Annotated in this window: 18 protein-coding genes and 1 pseudogene; 6 read left to right on the plus strand and 13 right to left on the minus strand. The window is 69.5% G+C overall.

Going from position 1 to position 20,487, the window contains the following annotated elements; genetic code table 11:
• The first annotated feature begins 61 nt into the window (after positions 1 to 61).
• Positions 62 to 262, plus strand: a complete 201-nt coding sequence (locus tag ACWDU4_RS18755; protein ID WP_450115426.1) for a hypothetical protein — start codon at positions 62 to 64, stop codon at positions 260 to 262.
• 78 nt (positions 263 to 340) lie between these two features.
• Here ACWDU4_RS18755 and ACWDU4_RS18760 read toward each other — a convergent pair whose 3' ends face one another.
• From ACWDU4_RS18760 to resB, 3 genes are all read right to left on the minus strand, one after another.
• Positions 341 to 1,987 (minus strand): NTF2-like N-terminal transpeptidase domain-containing protein, encoded by a 1,647-nt coding sequence (locus ACWDU4_RS18760; protein WP_450115427.1) that lies wholly within the window; start codon positions 1,985 to 1,987, stop codon positions 341 to 343.
• 141 nt (positions 1,988 to 2,128) lie between these two features.
• Positions 2,129 to 3,100, minus strand: a complete 972-nt coding sequence (gene ccsB / locus ACWDU4_RS18765) for a c-type cytochrome biogenesis protein CcsB (protein ID WP_450115428.1) — start codon at positions 3,098 to 3,100, stop codon at positions 2,129 to 2,131.
• An 18-nt stretch (positions 3,101 to 3,118) separates the two neighbouring features.
• Positions 3,119 to 4,837, minus strand: a complete 1,719-nt coding sequence (gene resB / locus ACWDU4_RS18770; RefSeq protein ID WP_450115429.1) for a cytochrome c biogenesis protein ResB — start codon at positions 4,835 to 4,837, stop codon at positions 3,119 to 3,121.
• Positions 4,838 to 4,923: 86 nt separating this feature from the next.
• On the opposite strand from resB, the gene ACWDU4_RS18775 reads away from it, so the two are divergent.
• Complete coding sequence (locus tag ACWDU4_RS18775; protein ID WP_450115430.1) at positions 4,924 to 6,078, plus strand: RNA-guided endonuclease InsQ/TnpB family protein; 1,155 nt, start codon at positions 4,924 to 4,926, stop codon at positions 6,076 to 6,078.
• A 30-nt stretch (positions 6,079 to 6,108) separates the two neighbouring features.
• On the opposite strand, the gene ACWDU4_RS18780 is transcribed toward ACWDU4_RS18775, so the two are convergent.
• The 4 genes from ACWDU4_RS18780 to hemL all read right to left on the minus strand — a co-directional run bounded on the left by ACWDU4_RS18780 (position 6,109) and on the right by hemL (position 9,668).
• Positions 6,109 to 6,951, minus strand: a complete 843-nt coding sequence (locus ACWDU4_RS18780; protein WP_450115431.1) for a cytochrome c biogenesis CcdA family protein — start codon at positions 6,949 to 6,951, stop codon at positions 6,109 to 6,111.
• On the minus strand, positions 6,948 to 7,589 hold the full coding sequence (locus ACWDU4_RS18785; RefSeq protein WP_450115432.1) for a TlpA disulfide reductase family protein: 642 nt from the start codon (positions 7,587 to 7,589) through the stop codon (positions 6,948 to 6,950). The genes ACWDU4_RS18780 and ACWDU4_RS18785 overlap by 4 nt, the downstream gene beginning before the upstream one ends.
• Positions 7,586 to 8,254: a histidine phosphatase family protein gene (locus ACWDU4_RS18790; RefSeq protein WP_450115433.1), complete on the minus strand. Its 669-nt coding sequence runs from the start codon at positions 8,252 to 8,254 to the stop codon at positions 7,586 to 7,588. The genes ACWDU4_RS18785 and ACWDU4_RS18790 overlap by 4 nt, the downstream gene beginning before the upstream one ends.
• A gap of 61 nt (positions 8,255 to 8,315) precedes the next feature.
• Positions 8,316 to 9,668, minus strand: coding sequence for a glutamate-1-semialdehyde 2,1-aminomutase (gene hemL / locus ACWDU4_RS18795; RefSeq protein WP_450115434.1), 1,353 nt, complete (start codon positions 9,666 to 9,668; stop codon positions 8,316 to 8,318).
• A gap of 97 nt (positions 9,669 to 9,765) precedes the next feature.
• Between hemL and ACWDU4_RS18800 the strand changes: the two genes are divergently transcribed.
• Positions 9,766 to 11,334: an ATP-binding protein gene (locus tag ACWDU4_RS18800; RefSeq protein WP_450115435.1), complete on the plus strand. Its 1,569-nt coding sequence runs from the start codon at positions 9,766 to 9,768 to the stop codon at positions 11,332 to 11,334.
• 58 nt (positions 11,335 to 11,392) lie between these two features.
• Here ACWDU4_RS18800 and ACWDU4_RS18805 read toward each other — a convergent pair whose 3' ends face one another.
• Entirely contained in the window at positions 11,393 to 11,767 is a 375-nt protein-coding gene (locus ACWDU4_RS18805; RefSeq protein ID WP_450115436.1) for a hypothetical protein, read from the minus strand.
• Between the two features lie 222 nt (positions 11,768 to 11,989).
• Complete coding sequence (locus tag ACWDU4_RS18810) at positions 11,990 to 12,826, minus strand: MFS transporter (protein WP_450115437.1); 837 nt, start codon at positions 12,824 to 12,826, stop codon at positions 11,990 to 11,992.
• 21 nt (positions 12,827 to 12,847) lie between these two features.
• Here ACWDU4_RS18810 and ACWDU4_RS18815 point away from each other — a divergent pair.
• Positions 12,848 to 12,934: pseudogene (locus ACWDU4_RS18815) on the plus strand (TetR family transcriptional regulator); the annotation flags it as partial.
• 161 nt (positions 12,935 to 13,095) lie between these two features.
• Here ACWDU4_RS18815 and hppD read toward each other — a convergent pair.
• Positions 13,096 to 14,298 carry a 4-hydroxyphenylpyruvate dioxygenase gene (gene hppD, locus ACWDU4_RS18820; RefSeq protein WP_450115474.1) on the minus strand — a complete coding sequence of 401 codons (1,203 nt, stop codon included), beginning with the start codon at positions 14,296 to 14,298 and terminating at the stop codon, positions 13,096 to 13,098.
• Between the two features lie 117 nt (positions 14,299 to 14,415).
• Here hppD and ACWDU4_RS18825 point away from each other — a divergent pair, with 117 nt between their 5' ends.
• Complete coding sequence (locus ACWDU4_RS18825) at positions 14,416 to 14,892, plus strand: Lrp/AsnC family transcriptional regulator (RefSeq protein WP_450115438.1); 477 nt, start codon at positions 14,416 to 14,418, stop codon at positions 14,890 to 14,892.
• Positions 14,893 to 14,895: 3 nt separating this feature from the next.
• On the opposite strand, the gene ACWDU4_RS18830 is transcribed toward ACWDU4_RS18825, so the two are convergent.
• The 3 genes from ACWDU4_RS18830 to ACWDU4_RS18840 are packed head-to-tail and all read right to left on the minus strand — an operon-like array spanning position 14,896 to position 15,952.
• Positions 14,896 to 15,231 carry a thioredoxin family protein gene (locus ACWDU4_RS18830; RefSeq protein WP_450115439.1) on the minus strand — a complete coding sequence of 112 codons (336 nt, stop codon included), beginning with the start codon at positions 15,229 to 15,231 and terminating at the stop codon, positions 14,896 to 14,898.
• Positions 15,232 to 15,265: 34 nt separating this feature from the next.
• Entirely contained in the window at positions 15,266 to 15,688 is a 423-nt protein-coding gene (locus ACWDU4_RS18835) for a winged helix-turn-helix transcriptional regulator (RefSeq protein ID WP_450115440.1), read from the minus strand.
• 48 nt (positions 15,689 to 15,736) lie between these two features.
• Entirely contained in the window at positions 15,737 to 15,952 is a 216-nt protein-coding gene (locus ACWDU4_RS18840) for a TOBE domain-containing protein (RefSeq protein WP_450115441.1), read from the minus strand.
• 250 nt (positions 15,953 to 16,202) lie between these two features.
• Between ACWDU4_RS18840 and ACWDU4_RS18845 the strand changes: the two genes are divergently transcribed.
• Entirely contained in the window at positions 16,203 to 20,450 is a 4,248-nt protein-coding gene (locus tag ACWDU4_RS18845) for a molybdopterin-dependent oxidoreductase (RefSeq protein WP_450115475.1), read from the plus strand.
• Positions 20,451 to 20,487 lie beyond the last annotated feature (37 nt).

Raw genomic sequence — 20,487 nt, forward strand, 5'->3', positions numbered from 1 at the left:
TTTCTTCGCCCTGTGACGGGGCGTGACCGTGGCGACTAGCCTTGAGGCAAGGAGGTGCGACGTGATCTACCTGTTGGCGCTCATCGGACTGGTGACGCTCGCTGTGCTGCTGTGGAAGGCATTCGGTCCCGACTTGCAGACGCCTGCCGGACGCGTGCAGGGACCGGACGACGATCCCGAGTTCCTGTGGCGGGTCGACCGGGAGAACCATCGCAGGACCGGGGACGCCCCGGACGGCACCCCGGGTGACCCCCAGGAGTGACCCGATCCGCAGTGCAGCGAACGAACCGTTCGGGAGCTCACGCAACCTGACCGGTTCGTCCACGCGGGATGGCGGCGGTCACTCCGCCGGCTTGGCCAGCGCCTTGAACATGCGGTCCGTCATCTTGACCGCCTGGTCGCCGCCGTCGGCGTCCTGAACGAACACCGCGAAGGCCAGGTCTCCCCGCGACCCGTAGAACCACCGGTCGTCTTCGTCGGCGCCGGTCGCGCCGATCAGGTCGCCGTAACCCGCGAGCAGGTTCGCCGGTCCCCGGTGCACGGTATCCCTCATGATGCCGCGCAGCTGGTCGGTGACCTGCGCCGGGAGCTGCGACAGTTCCTCGTCCGTCGTGGCAGGTTGCCCGGCCGCGATGGTCGGGACGGTCGGCGCGCCCCGGGCTATCGACGCCGCCACCAGTGCCATGCCGAACGGGCTGACCGTCACCTGGTCGTCGCTCTTGCGGTCCGACGCGGCGCGCATCAGGTTCGGCCCACCGCCGACGAAGGACGCGGTCTTCTGGTCCAGGCCGGGAATCGTGTAGTCCACGCCGAGGCCCAGTTGTTTCGCCGCGTGTTCGACGTCGGTGTTCTGCGCGGTCGCCGCGATCCGGACCAGGTCGAGGGTGGAACCCGACGGGTAGAGCCCGGTGAACGCGATCGGCCCCAGGTCGCTGGCCTGGTTGTTCTGTGCAACCGCGAGGATCGCGCCGGTGGACGGCTGCAGCGCGACGATCGCGGCGGGGGTGCCGACACTGACCGCCGCGTCCTCGGCCGCCATCTGCAGCCGCGGCTCGATCGTCGAGCGGATGTCCGGACCGGGCGGCCCCTGGTAGCCGGTCAGCCGGACCGTCCGGCCGTCGGGCTCGACCGCGTTGACGGCCCAGCCGGCGGTCTCGTCCCGATTCGCCTGCCACACCCCTCGCATCGCGTCGACCACCGGCCCGTACACACGCCGGTCGATGGTGATCAGCTTGGGCTGCGACTCGACGACCACCCCGGGGATCGGGCGCAGCCGGTCCTCCAGCACGGCGAAGTCCGCGTCGCGCAGGTTGACCGCGGTGATCGCCTGCCCCTTCGCGGCGGCGAGGTCCTGCTGCAGCGACTCCGAGGTGATCAGCGGCGCGACCGGCTCGATGGCCTTCGCGAGGGCGGCGGCGCTGCCGACGAGGTCCGGCGTGCGGGACGGGTCGAGGCGGATCGCGTTGATGGTCTGCTCGGTCATCATCGGCGCGCCGGTGATGTCGAACACGGTCGGCGGCGCGGCGTCGGTGCGGTCGAGGCGGACGGTCCGGCCGTTTCCGAGACCGGGCATGAACGTCGCCGGATTCCACGACACCCGCCAGCCGACCGACAGGTTCCGAACCCAGCCGTCGACGTTGTAGGTCCAGACCCGGTCCTTGCCGAGGTCCCAGGTGGCGACCGCGTTGAACATCCCCGACGAGGCGTCGAGATCGATGATCTGGTTGATGTCGAAGTGCACCGACTCGGGGGCGAGCGAGTCGAACGCCTGCGACATCGATTCCTTGGCGGCGTTCGGGTAGGACGTCAGTTCGGCGGCGGCGTCGATGTCACCGTCGTTGATTGCGTCGACATAACGGGCGAGGACGGTGGGGGCGTCACTCTTCGGTTTCGACAGGACGCCGGTGACCACCCCGACCGCGAGCAGCAGGACGGCGCCGAGCGCAATCATGTTCCAGATCCGAAGCCGCCCCGACGCCCTGCGCATGTGTCGATCATCCGATACCGCAGCGGTCACTTCCAAGATCTCCCGGGACCTATGTGGTCACAACTCCGCCACGGTTCCGTGACCGTTAGTGTTTTTCGCTGTCGATTCGTGACCCGGTTTGCCGGACAAACGGCCGTCGGCTCAGTTCAGGCCCGCGTAGGAGTGCAGTCCGGACACCACCATGTTGATGATGAACAGGTTGAACAGCATCGCCACGAAGCCGGCCACATTGATCCACGCGGCGCGCGTGTCGCGCCAGCCCGACGTCGCGCGGGCGTGCAGATAGGCGGCGTAGATCACCCAGGCGATGAACGAGACCGTCTCCTTCGGGTCCCAGCCCCAGAACCGGCCCCAGGCGGCTTCCGCCCAGATGGCACCCAGGATGATGCCCGCACCGAAGAGCGGGAACGCGACGATGGTGGTCTTGTACGCGAGGCGGTCCAGCGTCTGCGCATCCGGGAGCCGGCCCGCGAGCTTGCCGAGGATGCCGCCGGACTCCTGGCCCTGAGGCTGCCGGATACGAAGCAGGAACAGCAGGCTGGCGACGCCGGAGACGAGGAAGATGCCGCTGCCGACGCTGACGATCGTCACGTGGATGGGAAGCCAGTACGAACGCAGAGCGGGGACCACCGGGGCCGCGTCGGCGTACAGCACGGTGCCCGCGAGGAACATCAGGATCAGCACAGGGATGAGCAGGAACGCCCACAGCGACCGGTAGGTCTGCTTGCGCAGCCCCACCACGCCGACCGCGGTCGCGGCGGCGACCGCCATGCTGACGAACTCGTACATGTTGCCGAGGGGGAACCGTTCGGTTGCGAACCCACGGAGCACGATCGACGCCCACTGCAGCACGACGCCGACGACGAGCACCGACATCGCCATGTTGCCGAGCCGCTCGGACAGCGGCTTGGCCTGCGTGTCGCTGACCCGCCCCGGGCCGGCGGCCTCGGAGGTCGGCACACCGCCGGCGGCGACCAGCTCACGCTCCTGGACCGCCCGCGCCCGCGTCGTCGCGTACTGCGCGATGAGCAGCACGAACGCCAACACGAAGATCGCGAACGCGGACTCGAAGGCGAGGTCGCTGTACCGCGCCAGGGTCTCGTTGATCGGCATGGTTCTCTCTCCTGCGCGTCAGGCGCGGCTGTGCGGTGTCGTCTCGGTCGTCTGCGCGGGACCGAGGTCCTCGAGCAGTCGTTGGCTGAGCCGGTCGAACTCGTCGCCCCAGCCCGCCTGATCGGTGCGGGCGAGGCCACCCAGCTCTACTACGGTACGTCGTCTTTCCGATCCCAATGTATCCGACACCGTGTCGGCATCTCCGTCCGAGGGGGCCGGATAGGTACGCACCCAGATGCGGCGGCGCTTGACCACCAGCGACACCAGCAGGCCACCCATCATCGTCAGGGCGAACACCAGCACCCACTGCTGCGCCGGGTCGTGCGAGACCTGCAGGTTGACGAAGTCCGTCGCCCCGTCGAACCGCACCACGGTGCCGTCCGAGAGGGTCGCCGACTCGCCCGGCCTCAGGTTCACCCGGTCCTCCTTGACGAGCCGGCCCTGGTTCACCAGTTCCTTGCTCAGCGAGAAGATCGACTGCGGGTTGCCGGTGTCGAGGCCGGTGTCGCCCCGGTAGATGTCGATGGCGACGGCCGGATCGGTCAACGCCGGGTAGCTCGAGGAGAGCAGGTTGCCGTGGAGCACGGCGGTCGGCGCGAAGAGTCCCTCGATGCCGATCTGGTTCTTCCGGCGCTCGGTCTCGTCCGGGTACATGCCGCCGGGCGGGTCGAAGCGCATGGCGCCACTGGACAGGAAGGTGGTCGCGTCGTCGGGCCGCCACTGCAGTGTCTCGGTGCGGGTCTCCCCGTTCGGGAAGGTCACCGTGAACGTCGGGGCGTAGCCGTGCCCCTGCAGGTAGACGCGGTCGCCCGCGGCGCGCAGCGGATGGTTGACCTGCAGCGTCGCCTGCCGCCACGTGTCGGACTCGAGGTCGTCGCCGGACTGGTAGTCGATGTTGGAGGTGAACATCTCGGCCTGACCGTTGTCGAGGTAGTCGGCCTTGAAGTCGTTGACCTTCACGCACAGCGGGGTCAGGCCGGTGCCGTCCTCCTTGAGTCCGGCCCGGAACGAGTCGAACATCGCCGGTGACGTGGTGCAGATACCGGGACCGCCGTCGGCGACCACGATGACGTTGCCTTCGTAGCTGAACAGTTTTCCGATCGCGATCGCGGCGAGCAGGCCGACAAGCGACAGGTGGAAGACCAGGTTGCCTGCCTCGCGCAGGTAGCCCTTCTCCGCGGACACCGTGATCTCGCCGGGCTTGCCGGAACGCAGCTCTTCGCCGGTGCGGGTGACCGTCTTCCACCCGCGCAGCCGGGACACGGTGGCAGCCGCCACCTCGTCCGGGGTGGCGTCGACGACGGCGTCGGTGTGGTGCGGCAGCCGGGACAGCCGACGCGGTGCGGCGACCGGCCGGGTCCGCAGCGCCTGGAAGTGATCCCAGCAGCGCGGGATGATGCAGCCGATCAACGAGACGAACAGCAGCACGTAGATCGCGGTGAACCAGAAGCTGCCGAACACGTCGAACAGTTCGAGCCGATCCATCCACGGTCCGAGGGTCGGGCGGTTCGCGATGTACTCGTCGACCTTGCCCGCGTTGAGGCTGCGCTGCGGCAGCAGCGCGCCCGGAATGGCCGCGAACGCGAGCAGGAACAGCAGGACCAGCGCGGTGCGCATCGACGTCAGACCGCGCCAGGTGTTGCGGCCGAGCGCCACCAGACGTCCCACCGCCGACTGCCGAGAAACCGCACTCCGACTCTCGTCCGTCACTGCGTCCTCCTTCTGGTCTGCCGTCATCGGATGTTCGACGCGGATGCTCCCTTCGCAAGGGAGTGGATGCGCCGGTCTCCTTTCTGTCGGTGGGGTCGGTTAGGTTGCCCAGCATGGGGGAAGTGGTGCGGTACACGTTCCGGTTGCGGCCCGGCGCGCAGGCGGCGCGTGCGTTGACCCACGAGTGGCATCGGTGCCGGTTCCTGTGGAACGAGGCGGTCCACCAGCAGCAGTCGGGACTGCGACCGACGTTCGGAAGGCTGTCGAAACTTCTGACGGAGGCGCGGTCGCACAACGCGTGGCTGCGGGAGGGTTCGCAGGTCGCGCAGCAGCAGACGCTGCGCACCTACGCCCAGGCTCTCGACCAGTCGTTCACGGTGAAGGGGCGCGGCCGCCCGACGTTCAAAAACCGCAAGACCACGTTGCCAAGTCTGGAGTTCACGCGGCGCGGCTTCCGGATCCGCGACGGACGCCTGGTCCTGCCGAAAGGCATCAGCATTCCGGTCGTGTGGTCTCGGGAGTTGCCGTCCGAGCCGTCGAGTGTCCGGATAACCCTGGATGCGCTCGGTCACTGGTATGCCTCGTTCGTCGTCCGACGAGACGTACCGGCTGCGCCGGAAGCCAGAGGTGGGATCGGTGTCGACTGGGGTGTGTCGTGCACGGCCACCACAACGAACAGTGACTTCGACCTGCCGTATCTCGGACACCGCAAGCGGTGCGCCGCGGAGTTGACGAGGGCACAGCGGAAGATGGCCCGCCGCCACACCGGCAAGCGGGGCCCCCAGTCCAGTGGCTACCACCGTGCGAAGCGGCAGGCGGCGAGACTCCAGAAGAAGGCGGCCCGTCAGACCCAATACGATTCCCGGGTGTGGGCGAAGCAGGTCGTCGATAGCCACGATCTGATCGCGGTGGAGGACTTCAGTCCGAAGTTCCTGACCAAGTCCAGGATGGCGCGCAAGGCCGCGGATGCCGCGATCGGTGCGGCGAGGCGGGAACTTCTCGAGCGCGGCGTGCGGGCCGGCCGGAAGGTGGTGTTGGTGCGGCCCGCCTACACGACGATGACGTGTTCGAGGTGTTTCGCGAGAGCCAAGCAGCGCCTCGAACTCGGCGAACGAACATTCCGATGCTTCGACTGCGGGCACTCCGACGGTCGGGATCGGAACGCTGCCAGGGTGATCCTGGCTGTGGCAGAGCGCGGCCACACATGTGTTGACGACGTCAGACAATCTGTTCACCTCCTTCGGGTTGGTGGTCGGGTTGCGGTCTGAGCGTGGAATCTCCCGCTTTCGAGAGAAGCGTTAAATCGGCAGCGTCACTTCCGACACGAACGCATCCCTGATCCATCCGACGAACACATCCCAGGCGCCGGTGACCAGCGCGACACCGACCGCGACGAGCATGATGCCGCCGAACACCTGGATCGCCCGCGCGTTGCGGCGCAGCCAGCCGACGCCGCGCAGCGCGCTCGCCGATCCGAAGGCCAACAGCACGAACGGCAGGCCCAGCCCGATGCAGTAGGCGACCATCAGCACCAGCCCGCGGGCCGCGGTCGAGCCCTCGGTGCCTGCCGCGACTGTGAGCACCCCGGTCAGCGTCGGGCCGAGGCACGGAGTCCAGCCGAGCGCGAACACACCGCCGAGCAGCGGGGCCCCGATCAGGCCGGAGATCCGGCGCGGCTCGAACCGCACGTCGCGCTGCAGCGCCGGGATCAGGCCGATGAACACCAGGCCCATCGCGATCGTCACGACGCCACCGATCCGCTGGAACATCTCCCGGTTCACGGACAGCGCGGACATCGCGCCGAACACCGTCATCGTGGCCAGCACGAACACCACGGTGAATCCCGCGACGAACAGGGCCGCCGCGCCCGCGACCCGCAGCCGCGCGGTGCGGGTCTCGGTGCGCACGCTCGCCTGCTCGACCGTCACCGCCGGCGCGTCCGCGCCGACGACGCCGGCCAGGTACGACAGGTAGCCGGGCACGAGCGGCACCACGCACGGTGATGCGAACGACACCAGTCCCGCCAGGATGCAGACGGCGAACGCCAGCAGCAGCGGACCGGTGGCGGCGGTGTCCTGGAAGGTCGCGCCGATTCCCTGGGCGCTCACGCTCAGGCCCTGCGCGAGGATTGCAGTACTCACTGTTCGGCCGCGATCCTCTCGACCACGGGTTGCAGGTCGTCGACGAGCAACGCGGTCAGGAACACCGCCGCCACCCGGTGCTGACGGTCGAGCACGAGTGTGGACGGGATGACGCTGGTCGGGTAGCTGCCGCCGAGCGCCGTCAGGCTGCGCATCGACGGATCCCAGATCGACGGGAAGGCCACCTTGTTGTTGGTGACGAAGTCCTGCGCCTTGTCGCGCTGCGGGTCCTTGACGTTGATGCCGAGGAACGCCACACCCTGGTCGCGGGTGTTCTCGTACACCTTCTCGAGGTCGTCGACCTCGCCGCGGCACGGCCCGCACCACTGGCCCCACAGGTTCACGACGACGACCTGGCCGGCGAAGTCGGACAGGGAGAGGGTCTTCCCCTCCTCCATCAGGTCCTCGCCGGTGAGATTGCCGATGGTGCCGCGGTCGGCGGGCGGGTCGTAGAAGATCGACGTCTTGCCGCCGGGCGAGACGAAGTCGAAGGTGCCACCCTGCGCGACCGCGTCGTCACCGGTTGCGCAGGCGCTGGCCACGCCGCCGAGCAGCAGGCTCAGCAGCACGGCGACAAGCGCCCGCGCGCGTTTCCGGTGACCACCGGAAAGGCGCGCGGGTGGTGTAGCCGCACTCATGCCCCGGTCACCGTCGGATCGGAGGCGCCGGCGGGCTCGGAGTAGACGATGTCGACGAGGGTGTCGCCCTCGTAGACCAGCGACGTCAGCGACGCCAGACCGCACTGCCGGTGGCGCGGGTCGTGCCAGAGCCGCTCACCCTGCAGGAACCGGCGCAGCGTCCACACCGGAAGCTGATGGCTCACGCACACCGCCTCGTGACCGACCGCGGAGATCCGGGCGGCATTGACGGCGGCGAGCATCCGGTGCGCGATCTGCAGGTACGGCTCGCCCCACGACGGGGTGAACGGGTCGCGCAGCTTCCACCAGTGCCGCGGCCGGCGCAGCGCACCGTCCCCGACCGAGACCTTCAGGCCCTCGAAGTCGTTCGCCGCCTCGATCAGGTTGTCGTCGGTCGCCAGGGTCAGCCCGTGGGCGTCCGCGATCGGGGTCGCGGTCTCCTGCGCCCGCTGCAGCGGCGACGCAACGACATGGGTGATGTCGTGGCCCGACAGGACCGACGCGACCGTGCGGGCCTGGGCCTGCCCGGCCACCGAGAGCCGGTATCCGGGGAGCCGCCCGTAGAGGATGCCCTTCGGGTTGTGCACCTCGCCGTGCCGCAGCACGTGCACGATCGTGCGGGACTCGGCGGGGTCTGCGGACGGCGTCTGCTGCGGACTGGTCACGGTGGGCTGCTCCGGGAGCTTCGGTGGTTGACGGGTGGAGTGGTGTGTCGGACGGTCGGGTTCAGCCGGCGGGCGTCGCAGCTGCGGCCGCCGCGGCCGCGGCGGGCAGTGCGTCCGCGATCCGGTCGAACGCGCCGTCGTCGAGGGCGGCCGAGACGAACCACGTCTCGTACGCACTCGGGGGTGCGCACACGCCACGGGAGAGCAGCGTGTGGAAGAAGGCGGGGTACCGCCAGGTCTCGCTGGCCTTCGCCTCCGCGTAGTTGGTGACGGGCTGGTCGGCGAAGAACACGTTCACCATGGTGCCTGCAAATTGCACCTGGTGCCGCACCCCTGCCGCGTGGAGTGCGTCACCGATCAGCTTCCCGAGCGTCGCGGCGTTGCGGTCAAGCGCGTCGTACACGCCCTGATCTGCGGCTTTCAGGCTGGCGAGGCCGGCGGCGACGGCGACCGGGTTCCCGGACAGCGTGCCCGCCTGGTACACCGGTCCGGCCGGCGCCAGGTGTGCCATCACGTCCGCGCGACCACCGAACGCGGCGGCGGGCAGCCCGCCGCTCATCACCTTGCCGAACGTCATCAGGTCTCCGGCGACGCCGTCGATGCCGTACCAGCCCGTGCGGCTGGCCCGGAATCCGGTCATCACCTCGTCCATGATCAGCAGTGCGCCCTGCTCGGTGCACAGCCGGCGCAGTCCCTCGTTGAATCCGGGCAGCGGCGCGACGGTGCCCATGTTGCCTGCGGCGGCCTCGGTGATCACGCAGGCGATCTCACCGGGGTTCGCGGCGAACGCCTGTGCGACCGCGTCGAGGTCGTTGTACGGCAGCACGATGGTGTCCGACGACTGCGCGCCCGTCACGCCGGGCGAGGTCGGCAGCCCGAACGTGGCCAGGCCGGAACCGGCCTCGGCGAGCAGGGCGTCGACGTGCCCGTGGTAGCAGCCGGCGAACTTGACGATCTTGCTGCGGCCGGTGAATCCGCGCGCCAGCCGGACCGCGCTCATCGTCGCCTCGGTGCCGGAGTTGACGAGCCGAACCTGCTCGACCGGCGCGATCCGGTCGACGATCACCTCGGCGAGTTCGATCTCGCCCTCGGTGGGGGCGCCGAAGGACAATCCGGTCGTGGCCGCCTTCTGTACGGCCTCCACGACGGCGGGGTGTGCGTGCCCGAGGATCATCGGACCCCACGAGCAGATCAGGTCGACGTAGTCGTTGCCGTCCACGTCGGTGAGCGTGCACCCCTTGGCGGACGCGATGAACCGTGGTGTGCCACCGACCGAGCCGAACGCCCGGACCGGCGAGTTGACCCCACCGGGGATGACCGCGGAGGCCCGCTCGAAGAGCTGCGCGGACCGGACGGAAACTTGCCCGGCACCGCCGGGAGAGGGCTGCGCGGAGGCGCCGGGGGTGACAGTCACGGCCTCCAGTGTCCCAGTTCCCGAGATTCTGTCCACGACAGGGTGTAGGACAGCGATCCGGATGCCGGACTCGAGTCGATGAGTGAGGATGTGCGGCATGACATCGGAGCTCGAGTCCCTCCAGCAGCATCGACACCTGTTGTACGACCGATTCGCGATCGCCCAGGTCGCCGTCTCCGCCGACGGGCACGAGGTTCCGTTCGCGGGGCCGATGGAGACCGGTGTCCGGGTCGGCGGGTTCGCGGTGGTCGAGGACGACACCGGGGCACGCGTCGTGGTTCAGGTGCGCAAGGTCGAGGTGGTCGAGAAGGAGGGGCCCGAACTCGACGTGGACCTCGGGGAGCAGGTGCACGGGTTCGGGGTGTCCGCGGCACGAGCCCGGCCGATGGTGCGGGCCGTGCACGGGCGGGCGGTGACCCTCGGCGAGTTCGACGGAGACCGGTTCAGCCTGCGCGGGCGCGTGGAGCCGTTCGGTGAACGCCCGATCCGTCCGGCCACCCCGGAGGAGGTCGCGGCCGTCGCCGCCGGGCTGTCCGCGGACGGTCCCGCATTCGACGTCGGCGCAATGGCACAGGCACCGGAGGTCGCCGCCCGCCTGCATTCCCCCGGATTCGGCAGGCACACGTTCATGTGCGGCCAGTCCGGTTCGGGAAAGACGTACACGACCGGCGGGCTGCTCGAGAGGCTGCTCGCGTCGACGACGCTGCCGATCCTGGTGATCGACCCGAACTCCGATCACGTCTTCCTCGGCGAGGTCGCCGACCCCGACGACGACTCGCCCGCCGCGGTCCGGCACCGTGCGGTCGCCGCGGGTGTGCACGTCGCGCGGGCCCGCGGTTTCGGCTCCCCGATCACGCTGTGCATCGACTTCAGCGACCTCGACGTCGACACCCAGGCGTTGCTCCTGCAGATGCACCCGGTCCGGGATCTGGACGACTACCACGCACTACGTGAGGTGACCGCGACCCTGACCGCCCCCTATTCGGTCGCGGAGGTGGCGGCCGCCGCGAGTTCCTCCGTCGACGGCGATCGGCTGGCGAAGCGGATCGCGAACCTCGGGATCGTGGATTGGGAACTGTGGCGGCGCGACGGCGAGCGCTCGGCGGTCGAGTACGACATCCGGGCGTCGCGGTGCGTCGTCGTGGACGTCGGCAGCCTGGCGACCGCGGACGAGCGAACTGCGATCGTCCTGGCCCTGCTCGGCCGCCGGTGGGCGGCGCGGCGGTCGCGGGAGCCGGTGCTCATGGTGATCGACGAGGCGCACAACGTGCTGCCCGCAGTGACCGACAACCCGCTGCTGGCGGCGACCGCCGAGTTGGGCATCCTGATCGCCGGCGAGGGCCGCAAGTTCGGATTGCACCTGTTCGTCGCCACGCAGAGACCCGGCAAGGTGCACCCGAACGTGGTGTCCCAGTGCGACAACCTGGTGCTGATGCGGATGAACGGCTCCGCGGACATCGCAGAACTGGCGGGCTACTTCTCACACGTACCCGAACCGATGCTCGCTCAGGCCACCGGATTCGGGCTGGGCGAGGCCCTGTTCGCGGGGCCGATCGCCCCGGTGGCGCTGCTCGCGAAGGTCGGGCGCCGGGTCAGCCCGCAGGGTGGCGGTGACGTCCCCACGACGTGGGCCGAGGTTCTGCCGGGGTGCGAGTCCCCCGCCTGACGACGAAGGCCCGGGGCGACCGCGTCGCCCCGGGCCTTCGGCCTCGAAAGGTGCTGTGTCAGAGGACCACCGGGCTGGGCGCGTCGACGATGATGCCGTGGCAGACGCCGGTGGGCAGGCAGAATTCGTTGATCCGGGCCATGCCGATCCGGACGCCGTCGACGACGCGGTAGAAGGAGAAGGTACGGCCGTCGATGCTGTGGGCACGCACGTCGGGCATCGTGGTGATGTCCTTGTTCGTGTTCAGCAGGTCGTCCTGCGTGAGGACGGGGTTGACGAGGAACTCGGTGTGCGAGCCGTCGGCCAGCGGGGTGAACCGCTCGGAACCGGCCGGGGCCGGGGCGGCGGTCGCGATCGCGGCGGCGCCGGCCAGCACTGCGACGGCACCGGCGGCGACGGTGGTGACTCGGGCGATTCGGGTGACTGCGCTCATAGTCCACTGATAGAACACGACCGGCGCCCGTATTTCCACCGCTAGCAGTACCGATCGGGTCACGGCGAGTGAACTGGCGATTGACTGTGTGGTCCCATCCGGTGCCGCCTGGGGCCAGTGACAGTGGGCCGGGACAACCCCTTGCCGAAGGCGCGCGGGCCGGGCCGCACGCGCTGCAGCACAGCTCGCGGTGACCAGGAGCACCGAGCAGTCGCCGGCCGGTCAGCCCATGTGCACGGCGCCCTCGGCGGGGAGGTCGTCCTTTTTCGCCTGCACCAGGACGGCGCAGATCGGCGCGATGGCCGCGACCAGGATTCCGGCCCACAGGAACGCCGCCGAGTAGCCCGACACCTCCGCACCGAAGACGTGTTCGGTCATCGACGCCAGGAAATCCTGGACCGGCTGCGGCAGGAGCGCGATCTGCTCGGGGTCGGGCATCGCGGCACCGGACAGGTTGGCCGGCATACCCTCCGGGGGCACGGGGGCGGGGTTGTCGCTGAGGAAGCCGGACTTGGCGGACGCGTAGATGGTGGTGAACAGTGCGGTTCCGAGAGCACCACCCACCTGCAGCGCGGCGTTCGACAGGGCGCTCGCCGCACCGGCATCGTGGTCGGCGACACCGAGCAGAGCGAGGTTCTGCATCGGCATCATCAGCAGCCCCAAACCGAAGCCGAACACCACGAGACCCGGGAAGACGTGCGTCCAGTAGGAGCTGTCCACCTCGATCCGGGTGAGCAGGAACAGACCGATCGCGGCGATCACGGGTCCGGCGACCATCAGCGGCTTCGGGCCGATGCGGGTGGTGAGCTGCGCGGCGACACCCGCGGCGACGATCGTGCCGCCTGCCATCGGCACGGCCCCGAGCCCGCCCATGATCGGGGAGAAGCCCAGCACGATCTGCAGGTAGAACGTCAGGTAGAGCATTCCGCCGATCAGGGCGGCGCCCACCAGCAGCGAGCCGATCAGCGCCCCGCCACGATCCCGGTGCCACGGAACCGCCAACGGCAGCAACGGGTTCCGGGTGCGGGACTCGACGACAACGAAGACGGCGAGCAGCACCAGTCCGGCCGCGATGAAGCCATGGACTCGATCCGCCGGGCCCAGGCCGAGGGCCGGGTGGCGGCGCGGTGGGAGCCGATCGAACTGGTGACGCTGATCTTCGGAATCGTCTTCGGCTGGGTCGTCGCCCCCCGGCACCGAGAGCAACGTGACGTGCGGCGCCGACGAGATCGCGCGACGGAGGGAGGCGGTCCGCGACGCGGTGACGCGCCTGTGTCGTCCATGACGGCGGTGTCGGCCGGCCACGTCGGGATGCCCCACGATCCGGCTCACAGATTTCCGCGCGCCGCCTGTTCGCGTTCGATGGATTCGAACAGCGCCTTGAAGTTGCCCTTGCCGAAGCCGAGTGAGCCGTGGCGCTCGATGAGTTCGAAGAACACCGTCGGCCGGTCCCCCAGCGGCCTCGTGAAGATCTGCAGCAGGTATCCGTCCTCGTCCCGGTCGACGAGGACGCCGCGGGCCTTGAGCTGGTCGACGGGCACCCGGACCCGGCCGATCCGGGCCCGCAGCTCGGGGTCGTCGTAGTACGCGTCCGGGGTGGCGAGGAACTCGACGCCCTCGGCGCGCAACGCGTCCACGCTGGCGAGGATGTCGTCTGTGGCCAGGGCGAGGTGCTGGCAGCCGGGCTCGCCGTAGAAGTCGAGGTACTCGTCGATCTGGGACCGCCTGCGCCCCACCGCCGGTTCGTTGAGCGGGAACTTGACGCGGTGGTTGCCGTTCGCGACGACCTTGCTCATCAGCGCCGAGTACTCGGTGGCGATGTCGTCGCCGACGAACTCGGCCATGTTGGCGAAGCCCATGACCTCGTTGTAGAAGCGCACCCAGTGATCCATCCGGCCCATCTCGACGTTCCCGACCGCGTGGTCGAGGGCCGCGAACACGTGCTCGGGTGCGCCGGGCCTGCGCACGAATCCCGAAGTGCGGGGCTCGAATCCGGGCAGGTACACCCCGCGGTAGCCGGACCGGTCGACGAGCGTGTGCCGGGTGCTGCCGTAGGTCGCGAGCGCGGCGAGCCGGACGGTGCCGTGCTCGTCACGGACGTCGTGCGGTTCGTCGAGGACGACGGCGCCGCTGCGTCGCGCATGCGCGACGCAGCGGTCCACGTCGACGACTTCGAGGGCCAGGTCGGTGACACCGTCGCCGTGCCTGCGGTGGTGGTCGGCGAGCGCGCTGCCCGGGTCGACGGCGCCACTGAGCACGAAGCGGGCGGACCCGGACTCGAGCACATACGACTTGTGGTCGCGCAGACCGGTTTCCGGCCCGGCGTAGGCGACGAGGGTCATGCCCCACACCGAGACGAAGTAGTGGGCGGACTGGGTGGCGTTGCCGCACACGAACTCGACCGCGTCCATGCCGAGGACGGGGAACGGATCGGCGGCGTCGTCGTGATCGACGAGTCCGACCAGCCGTCGCAGCCGGCCGGCGCGCAGGTGGGCGGCGCGTTCGTGACTGGTGAGGCGCGCGGTGGTCATGCCCCACTGTCTGCCGATCGCGGCGGTTGCGCAACGGTCCGCGTTGACGCTGGTCATCGTGTACAGAATGCTGGATCGTGGGGCGGTTTCACTGGACAGGATGACCAGGAGGCGACCATGACGATCGACCGGCTCGACGCGGCCCTGCTGACCCTGCTGCACGACGAGCCACGGGTGGGCGTGCTGGAGGCGTCGCGTCGTCTCGGCGTCGCCCGCGGCACCGTGCAGGCCCGCCTGGACCATCTGGAACGCGACGGGGTGATCGCCGACCGCTCCCCCACCCTGGACGCGGCCGCGCTGGGGTTCCCGGTGACCGCGTTCGCGGCCCTCGAGATCACGCAGGGCCAGGGGCACGCAGCGGTGATCGAGCACCTGTCCGCGATCCCGGAGGTGCTCGAGGCGCACACCACCACCGGTGCAGGGGACCTGCTGATCCGGGTGGTGGCCCGCACCCACGGGGACCTGCAGCGGGTGATCAACGAGATCGTCGACGGCAGGCACGTGCTGCGTTCGTCGACCTCGATCGCGCTGGAGACCCCGATCCCGTTGCGGCACGTACAGTTGGTGTCGGTCGCGCGGGACGGGCCCGGGTGAGTTTCAGTCCTGTCCGCCCGACAGGTGCGGCTCGATTTCGCGCATGATCGCGGCGCGCGACCGCGCGCCGGGCAGCCGGACGACCCGCTCGCCGCCGACGAACAGCGCGAGCGTCGGGGTTCCCATCACCTGGTGTTCGCTGGTGGTGACGGGGTTCGCGCCGACGTCGAGCGAGACCACGCGCAGCCGGCCGTCCTGCTCGGCGGCGATCTGTTCGAGCACCGGGGCGATCATCCGGCACGGCCCGCAGTTCGGGGCGGTGAAGTCGACGAGCACCGGCAGGTCGGCGCCGAGGACGTCGGCGGCGAAGCCGGCGTCGGTCGTGGTGGCGAGCGTCATGAACTGTCCTTCTTCCTGTCGTCCGGTGAAGCTGTCAGCGATTGACCTGCGCGAGGAGGCGTTGCCCCGGAATCACTTCCGCGCCGCACTCGCACACGAGGCGCGCACCGACCCGGCCTCCGCACCCGCCGTGCCGGTAGGCCACGTCGGACGCGGCGGCGGAGTCGAGGTGACGCTCCCCCCAGTCGGTGAGGGCGGCGAGAACGGGAAGCAGATCCAGTCCGGCGGCGGTGAGCGTGTACTCGAGCCGCGCCCGGCTGCCGGGGACGCGGTACTCCCGGGTGCCGAGCACCCCGGCCGCGACGAGCCGGTGGAGTCGGTCCGACAGCACGGTGCGCGGTGCGCCCGTGGCCTCGCGCAGTTCGTCGAAGCGTCGCAGCCCGAGCGACACCTCCCGCACGACGAGCAGCGCCCAGCGCTCACCGAGCAGGGCCAACGTGTCCGAAAGGGTGGTCACGAGGCTGAGTCTACATTTGATACTCAGGCAGCGGAACCCCGGCCGGCGTCAGTCCGCCACCGCGAGCATCACCTCGGTGGACTTGATCAGCACGGTGACGGGTTTACCGGCCTCGAGGCCGAGATCTTCGACCGCCTCCCTCGTGATCGACGCCGTGACGATCTGGTCACCGCCGTCGAGACGCACCTTGACGGTGGCCATCACCGCACCGACCGTGACGTCGACGACGGTTCCGGACAACTGATTTCGGGTAGACAGGCGCATCGGTCTCCTCGATTCGGCCGGAGGGGCTCGACGAACGGTAACCCAGCGCCCACAGGGAGGTGTCGCGAACGGCGACCGCCCGTCCTCACCAGCGGAGCGCACCTGAGGTGAAGCGCGGTTCACAGATCCGCAATGGCGGAAGAAGGATCCCGAAACATCCGTGTTCGAGACTCTGTGACGTTGGGTCGGCCAACGAGAAGGCCAACCGGGAATCGAGGAGGAGCACGTGGGCGCATCCGGCGACGCCGACATGGTCGACACGCTCTGCGCCTACTGCGGGGTGGGGTGCGGACTGGTCCTCGAGATCACCACCGACCCGGAGACGGGGCGCCGCTGGGCCGCGAAGTCGTCCGGCCGCAAGACCCACCCCACCAACTTCGGCAGGCTCTGCACCAAGGGCGCGACCACCGCCGACATGCTCGCCGGCCCCGGGCGGATGGAAACGCCGTACCGGCGCCCCGAGCGCGGCGCGCCGGTCGAGGCCGCCGACATGGATGCCGCGATCGCCGACACCGCGCGAGGGCTGCGGACGATCGTCGACGAGCACGGACCGGACGCCGTCGCGCTCTACGTCTCGGGGCAGATGTCGCTCGAAGCCCAGTACCTGTCGAACAAGCTGGCCAAGGGGTTCATCGGCACGAATCAGATCGAGTCGAACTCGCGGCTGTGCATGGCCAGCGCCGGAACCGGCTACAAGCAGTCCCTCGGCGCGGACGGACCGCCCGGGTCGTACCAGGACTTCGACCACGCCGATGCCTTCTTCGTGATCGGCGCGAACATGGCGGACTGCCACCCGATCCTGTTCCTGCGGATGATGGACCGGGCCAAGGCAGGCGCGAAGGTGATCGTCGTCGACCCCCGGCGCAGCGCGACCGCGGAGAAGGCCGACCTGTTCCTGCAGATCGCGCCCGGCACGGACCTCGCCCTGCTCAACGGACTGCTGCACCTGATCGTGGCGAACGGGCACACCGACCCCGAGTTCATCGCCGAATTCACCGAGGGCTGGGACGCGATGCCCGGATTCCTGGAGGAGTTCACCCCGGACCGGGTCGGCGAGATCACGGGCATCCCCGAGGCCGACATCCGCATCGCGGCAAGGTGGATCGGCGAGGCCGGGAACTGGATGAGCCTGTGGACGATGGGCCTCAACCAGAGCACCCACGGCACCTGGAACACCAACGCCCTCTGCAACCTGCATCTGGCGACCGGCGCCATCTGCAGACCCGGCAGCGGCCCCTTCTCCCTGACCGGGCAGCCGAACGCCATGGGCGGTCGGGAGATGGGCTACATGGGACCGGGTCTGCCGGGTCAGCGGTCGGTGACCGTCGACGCCGACCGTGAGTTCGTCGAGGATCGATGGGGCATCCCGCGCGGCACCCTGCGCACCGAGGTCGGCGGCGGCACCATCGACATGTTCTCCCGGATGGCCGACGGCGAGATCAGGGCATGCTGGATCATCTGCACCAATCCCGTTGCCACCGTGGCCAATCGAAAGACCGTCCTCGCAGGACTCGAGAGGGCGGACCTGGTGATCACCCAGGACGCGTTCCTCGAGACGGAGACCAACGAGTACGCCGACGTCCTGCTGCCCGCGACTCTGTGGACCGAGTCGGACGGGGTGATGATCAACTCCGAACGCAACCTCACCCTGTTCCAACAGGCGGTCGACCCGGTCGGGCAGGCTCTCCCGGACTGGCAGATCATCGCCCGGATCGCCTGCGCGATGGGCTACGCGGACGCCTTCACGTACTCGTCGGCGGAGGAGGTGTTCGAGGAGATCACGCAGTTCTGGAATCCCCGAACCGGATACGACCTGCGCGGGATCGGCTACCAGCGGCTGCGCGAGACCCCGATCCAGTGGCCGTGCCCGCCCGGCGTCGACAGCGACCGCCACCCGATCCGCTACCTCAACGACGGCGTCAGCCAGACCCTTCTCGTCCGCCCGGACGGCACGACCCCACGGCTGGCGTTTCCGACCGAGAGCGGCCGGGCCGTGTTCTTCGCGCGCCCGCACATGCTGCCCGCCGAGATGCCGGACGACGACTACCCGTTCCTGCTCAACACCGGTCGCCTGGCTCACCAGTGGCACACGATGACCAAGACCGGCAAGGTCGCCAAGCTGAACAAGCTCGACTCCGGCCCGTTCGTCGAGATCCACCCCGACGACGCGCAGCGCCTCGGTGTCACGGACACCGATCGGATCGAGATCGCGTCCCGCCGCGGCCGCGCCGTCCTGCCCGCCGTGGTCACCGACCGGGTGCGGCCGGGGAACTGCTTCGCCCCGTTCCACTGGAACGACGCCTTCGGCGAGTACCTCGCGATCAACGCCGTCACCAACGACGCGATCGATCCGGTGTCCCAGCAGCCCGAATTCAAGGCCTGCGCAGTCACTCTCACCAAGGTCGCCGCCACCGATGTTCCGGTCACCGATGTTCCGGCCACCGACACCGCGGAGCGGCCGGACGGCTCCGCCGCACAACCCTCGACGCAGGAGTTCAGCGTGCCCCGACTCGACACTCTCGCGGAGATCCTGGGCGTGGCCGACGAGCCCGCGCCCGAGCTGGGGCACGTGGAGCGGCGCTACCTCGCCGGCCTGCTCGCAGCACTGAGGACCGACGCCGCGAGTGGTGCCTCCGGAGTGCCGGCGCTGCCCGCGGGCGCCCCGTTCGATCCCGGCACCCGCGCGTGGGTGGATGGCGTCCTCGCCGGGTTGTACTCCCGGAGCCCGGTGCCCGGCGGGGGCGTTCCCGTCGCGCCGCCGCACAGCGAGTTCCCGGTGATCGCCTCCGGACCCGCCGGCCCGGAACCGAGCGGCGAACCCACTCCCGAACGTGCACCGATCGTGGTGCTCTGGGCGTCGCAGACCGGTAACGCCGAGGAGTTCGCGGCCACCTGTGCGGCCTCGCTGGCGGGGGCGGGACTGCCGGCCGTCCTGCGCGGCATGGACGAGTTCCCCGCCGCGGATCTCGCGTCCACCCGGGAGCTGCTGGTGATCACCAGCACCTATGGGGACGGCGAAGCGCCCGACAACGGGGCGGATCTGTGGGACGCGCTGTCCGGCGACACCGCGCCGCGGCTCGCCGACACCAGTTACGCCGTGCTCGCGTTCGGCGACTCCAGTTACGACGACTTCTGCGGCCACGGACGCACACTCGACGCCCGGCTGACCGAACTCGGCGCCACCCGCATCCTCGATCGAGTCGACTGCGAACCCGACTACGACACCGCCGCCGCCACCTGGCTCACCGCAGTCACCGAGGCGCTCAGGTCGGCACCCGCCCGGGTCGGCGCGGGTGCCGGTGGCGGCGAACCCTCCCCGGCGTCGACCACCGTCATCTCGTCTCCGGCACCCGCTGCGAAGCCGCCCGCCGCGGGCACGCGGTACGGCAAGAGGGAACCACTGTTCACCACCCTGACCCGCAACGTCCCGCTCTCGCTGCCGGGGTCGTCGAAAGACGTGCGACAGTTCGGGTTCCACCTGCCCGCCGGCACCCTCGACTACGAGGCCGGCGACGCGCTCGGGGTCTGGCCGCGCAACAGCACACCCTTCGTGGACGACTGGCTCGCCGTCACCGGCCTCGACGGCGAGGCGACGGTCGACCTTGCGGACCACGGCCCGATGACGTTGCGCACCGCCCTCACCGAACGGCTCGACATCACCCGCATCACCGCCGACCTGCTCCGGTTCGTGCACGAACACACCCGCGACGAGGGCCTCGCCGAACTGATGAAGCCGGAGAACAAGTCGCTTCTGGATGACTGGTTGTGGGGCCGCCAATCCCTCGACCTGCTCGGCCGGTCCCCCGTTCGTGCCTCCGTGGACGCCTGGCTCACCGTCCTCAAACCCCTTTCCCCACGGCTGTACTCCATCTCGTCCAGCCCCAAGGAGAACCCCGGCGAGGTGCAGCTGACGGTCTCCGCGGTCCGCTACAACGTCCACGGCACCGCTCGTCGCGGGGTGTGCTCGACCTACCTCGCCGACCGTGCGGAAACCGACGACATCGGGATCTACGTACAGAAGTCACGCCATTTCCGGCCGCCGGCGGATTCCCGCACCCCCATGATCATGGTCGGTCCCGGTACCGGCATCGCACCCTTTCGCGCCTTCCTGCACGAACGACGAGCATTGGGGCACACCGGACCGAACTGGTTGTTCTTCGGAGAACAGCACGCCGCCACCGACTTCTACTACCGCGAGGAGATCGAGCAACTCCACAAGGACGGATTCCTCACCGAACTCGACGTCGCGTTCTCCCGGGACCAGTCCGAGAAGGTCTACGTCCAGGACCGGATGCGGGAGCGGGGTGCGCTGCTGTGGGAGTGGTTGCAAGGCGGTGCGCACTTCTACGTCTGCGGCGATGCGAACCGGATGGCCAGGGACGTCGATCAGGCACTGTGCGGCGTCGTGGCACAGCACGGCAGGCTGGCGCCGCGCAGCGCCGAGGCGTACGTGAAGGCACTCGCAGCCGAGAGACGCTACGTGCGCGACGTGTACTGACCCCGTCTTCTCATGGAACCGGGATTGCGGCAAACTG

It is taken from the genome of Rhodococcus sp. NPDC003348, assembly GCF_053589375.1.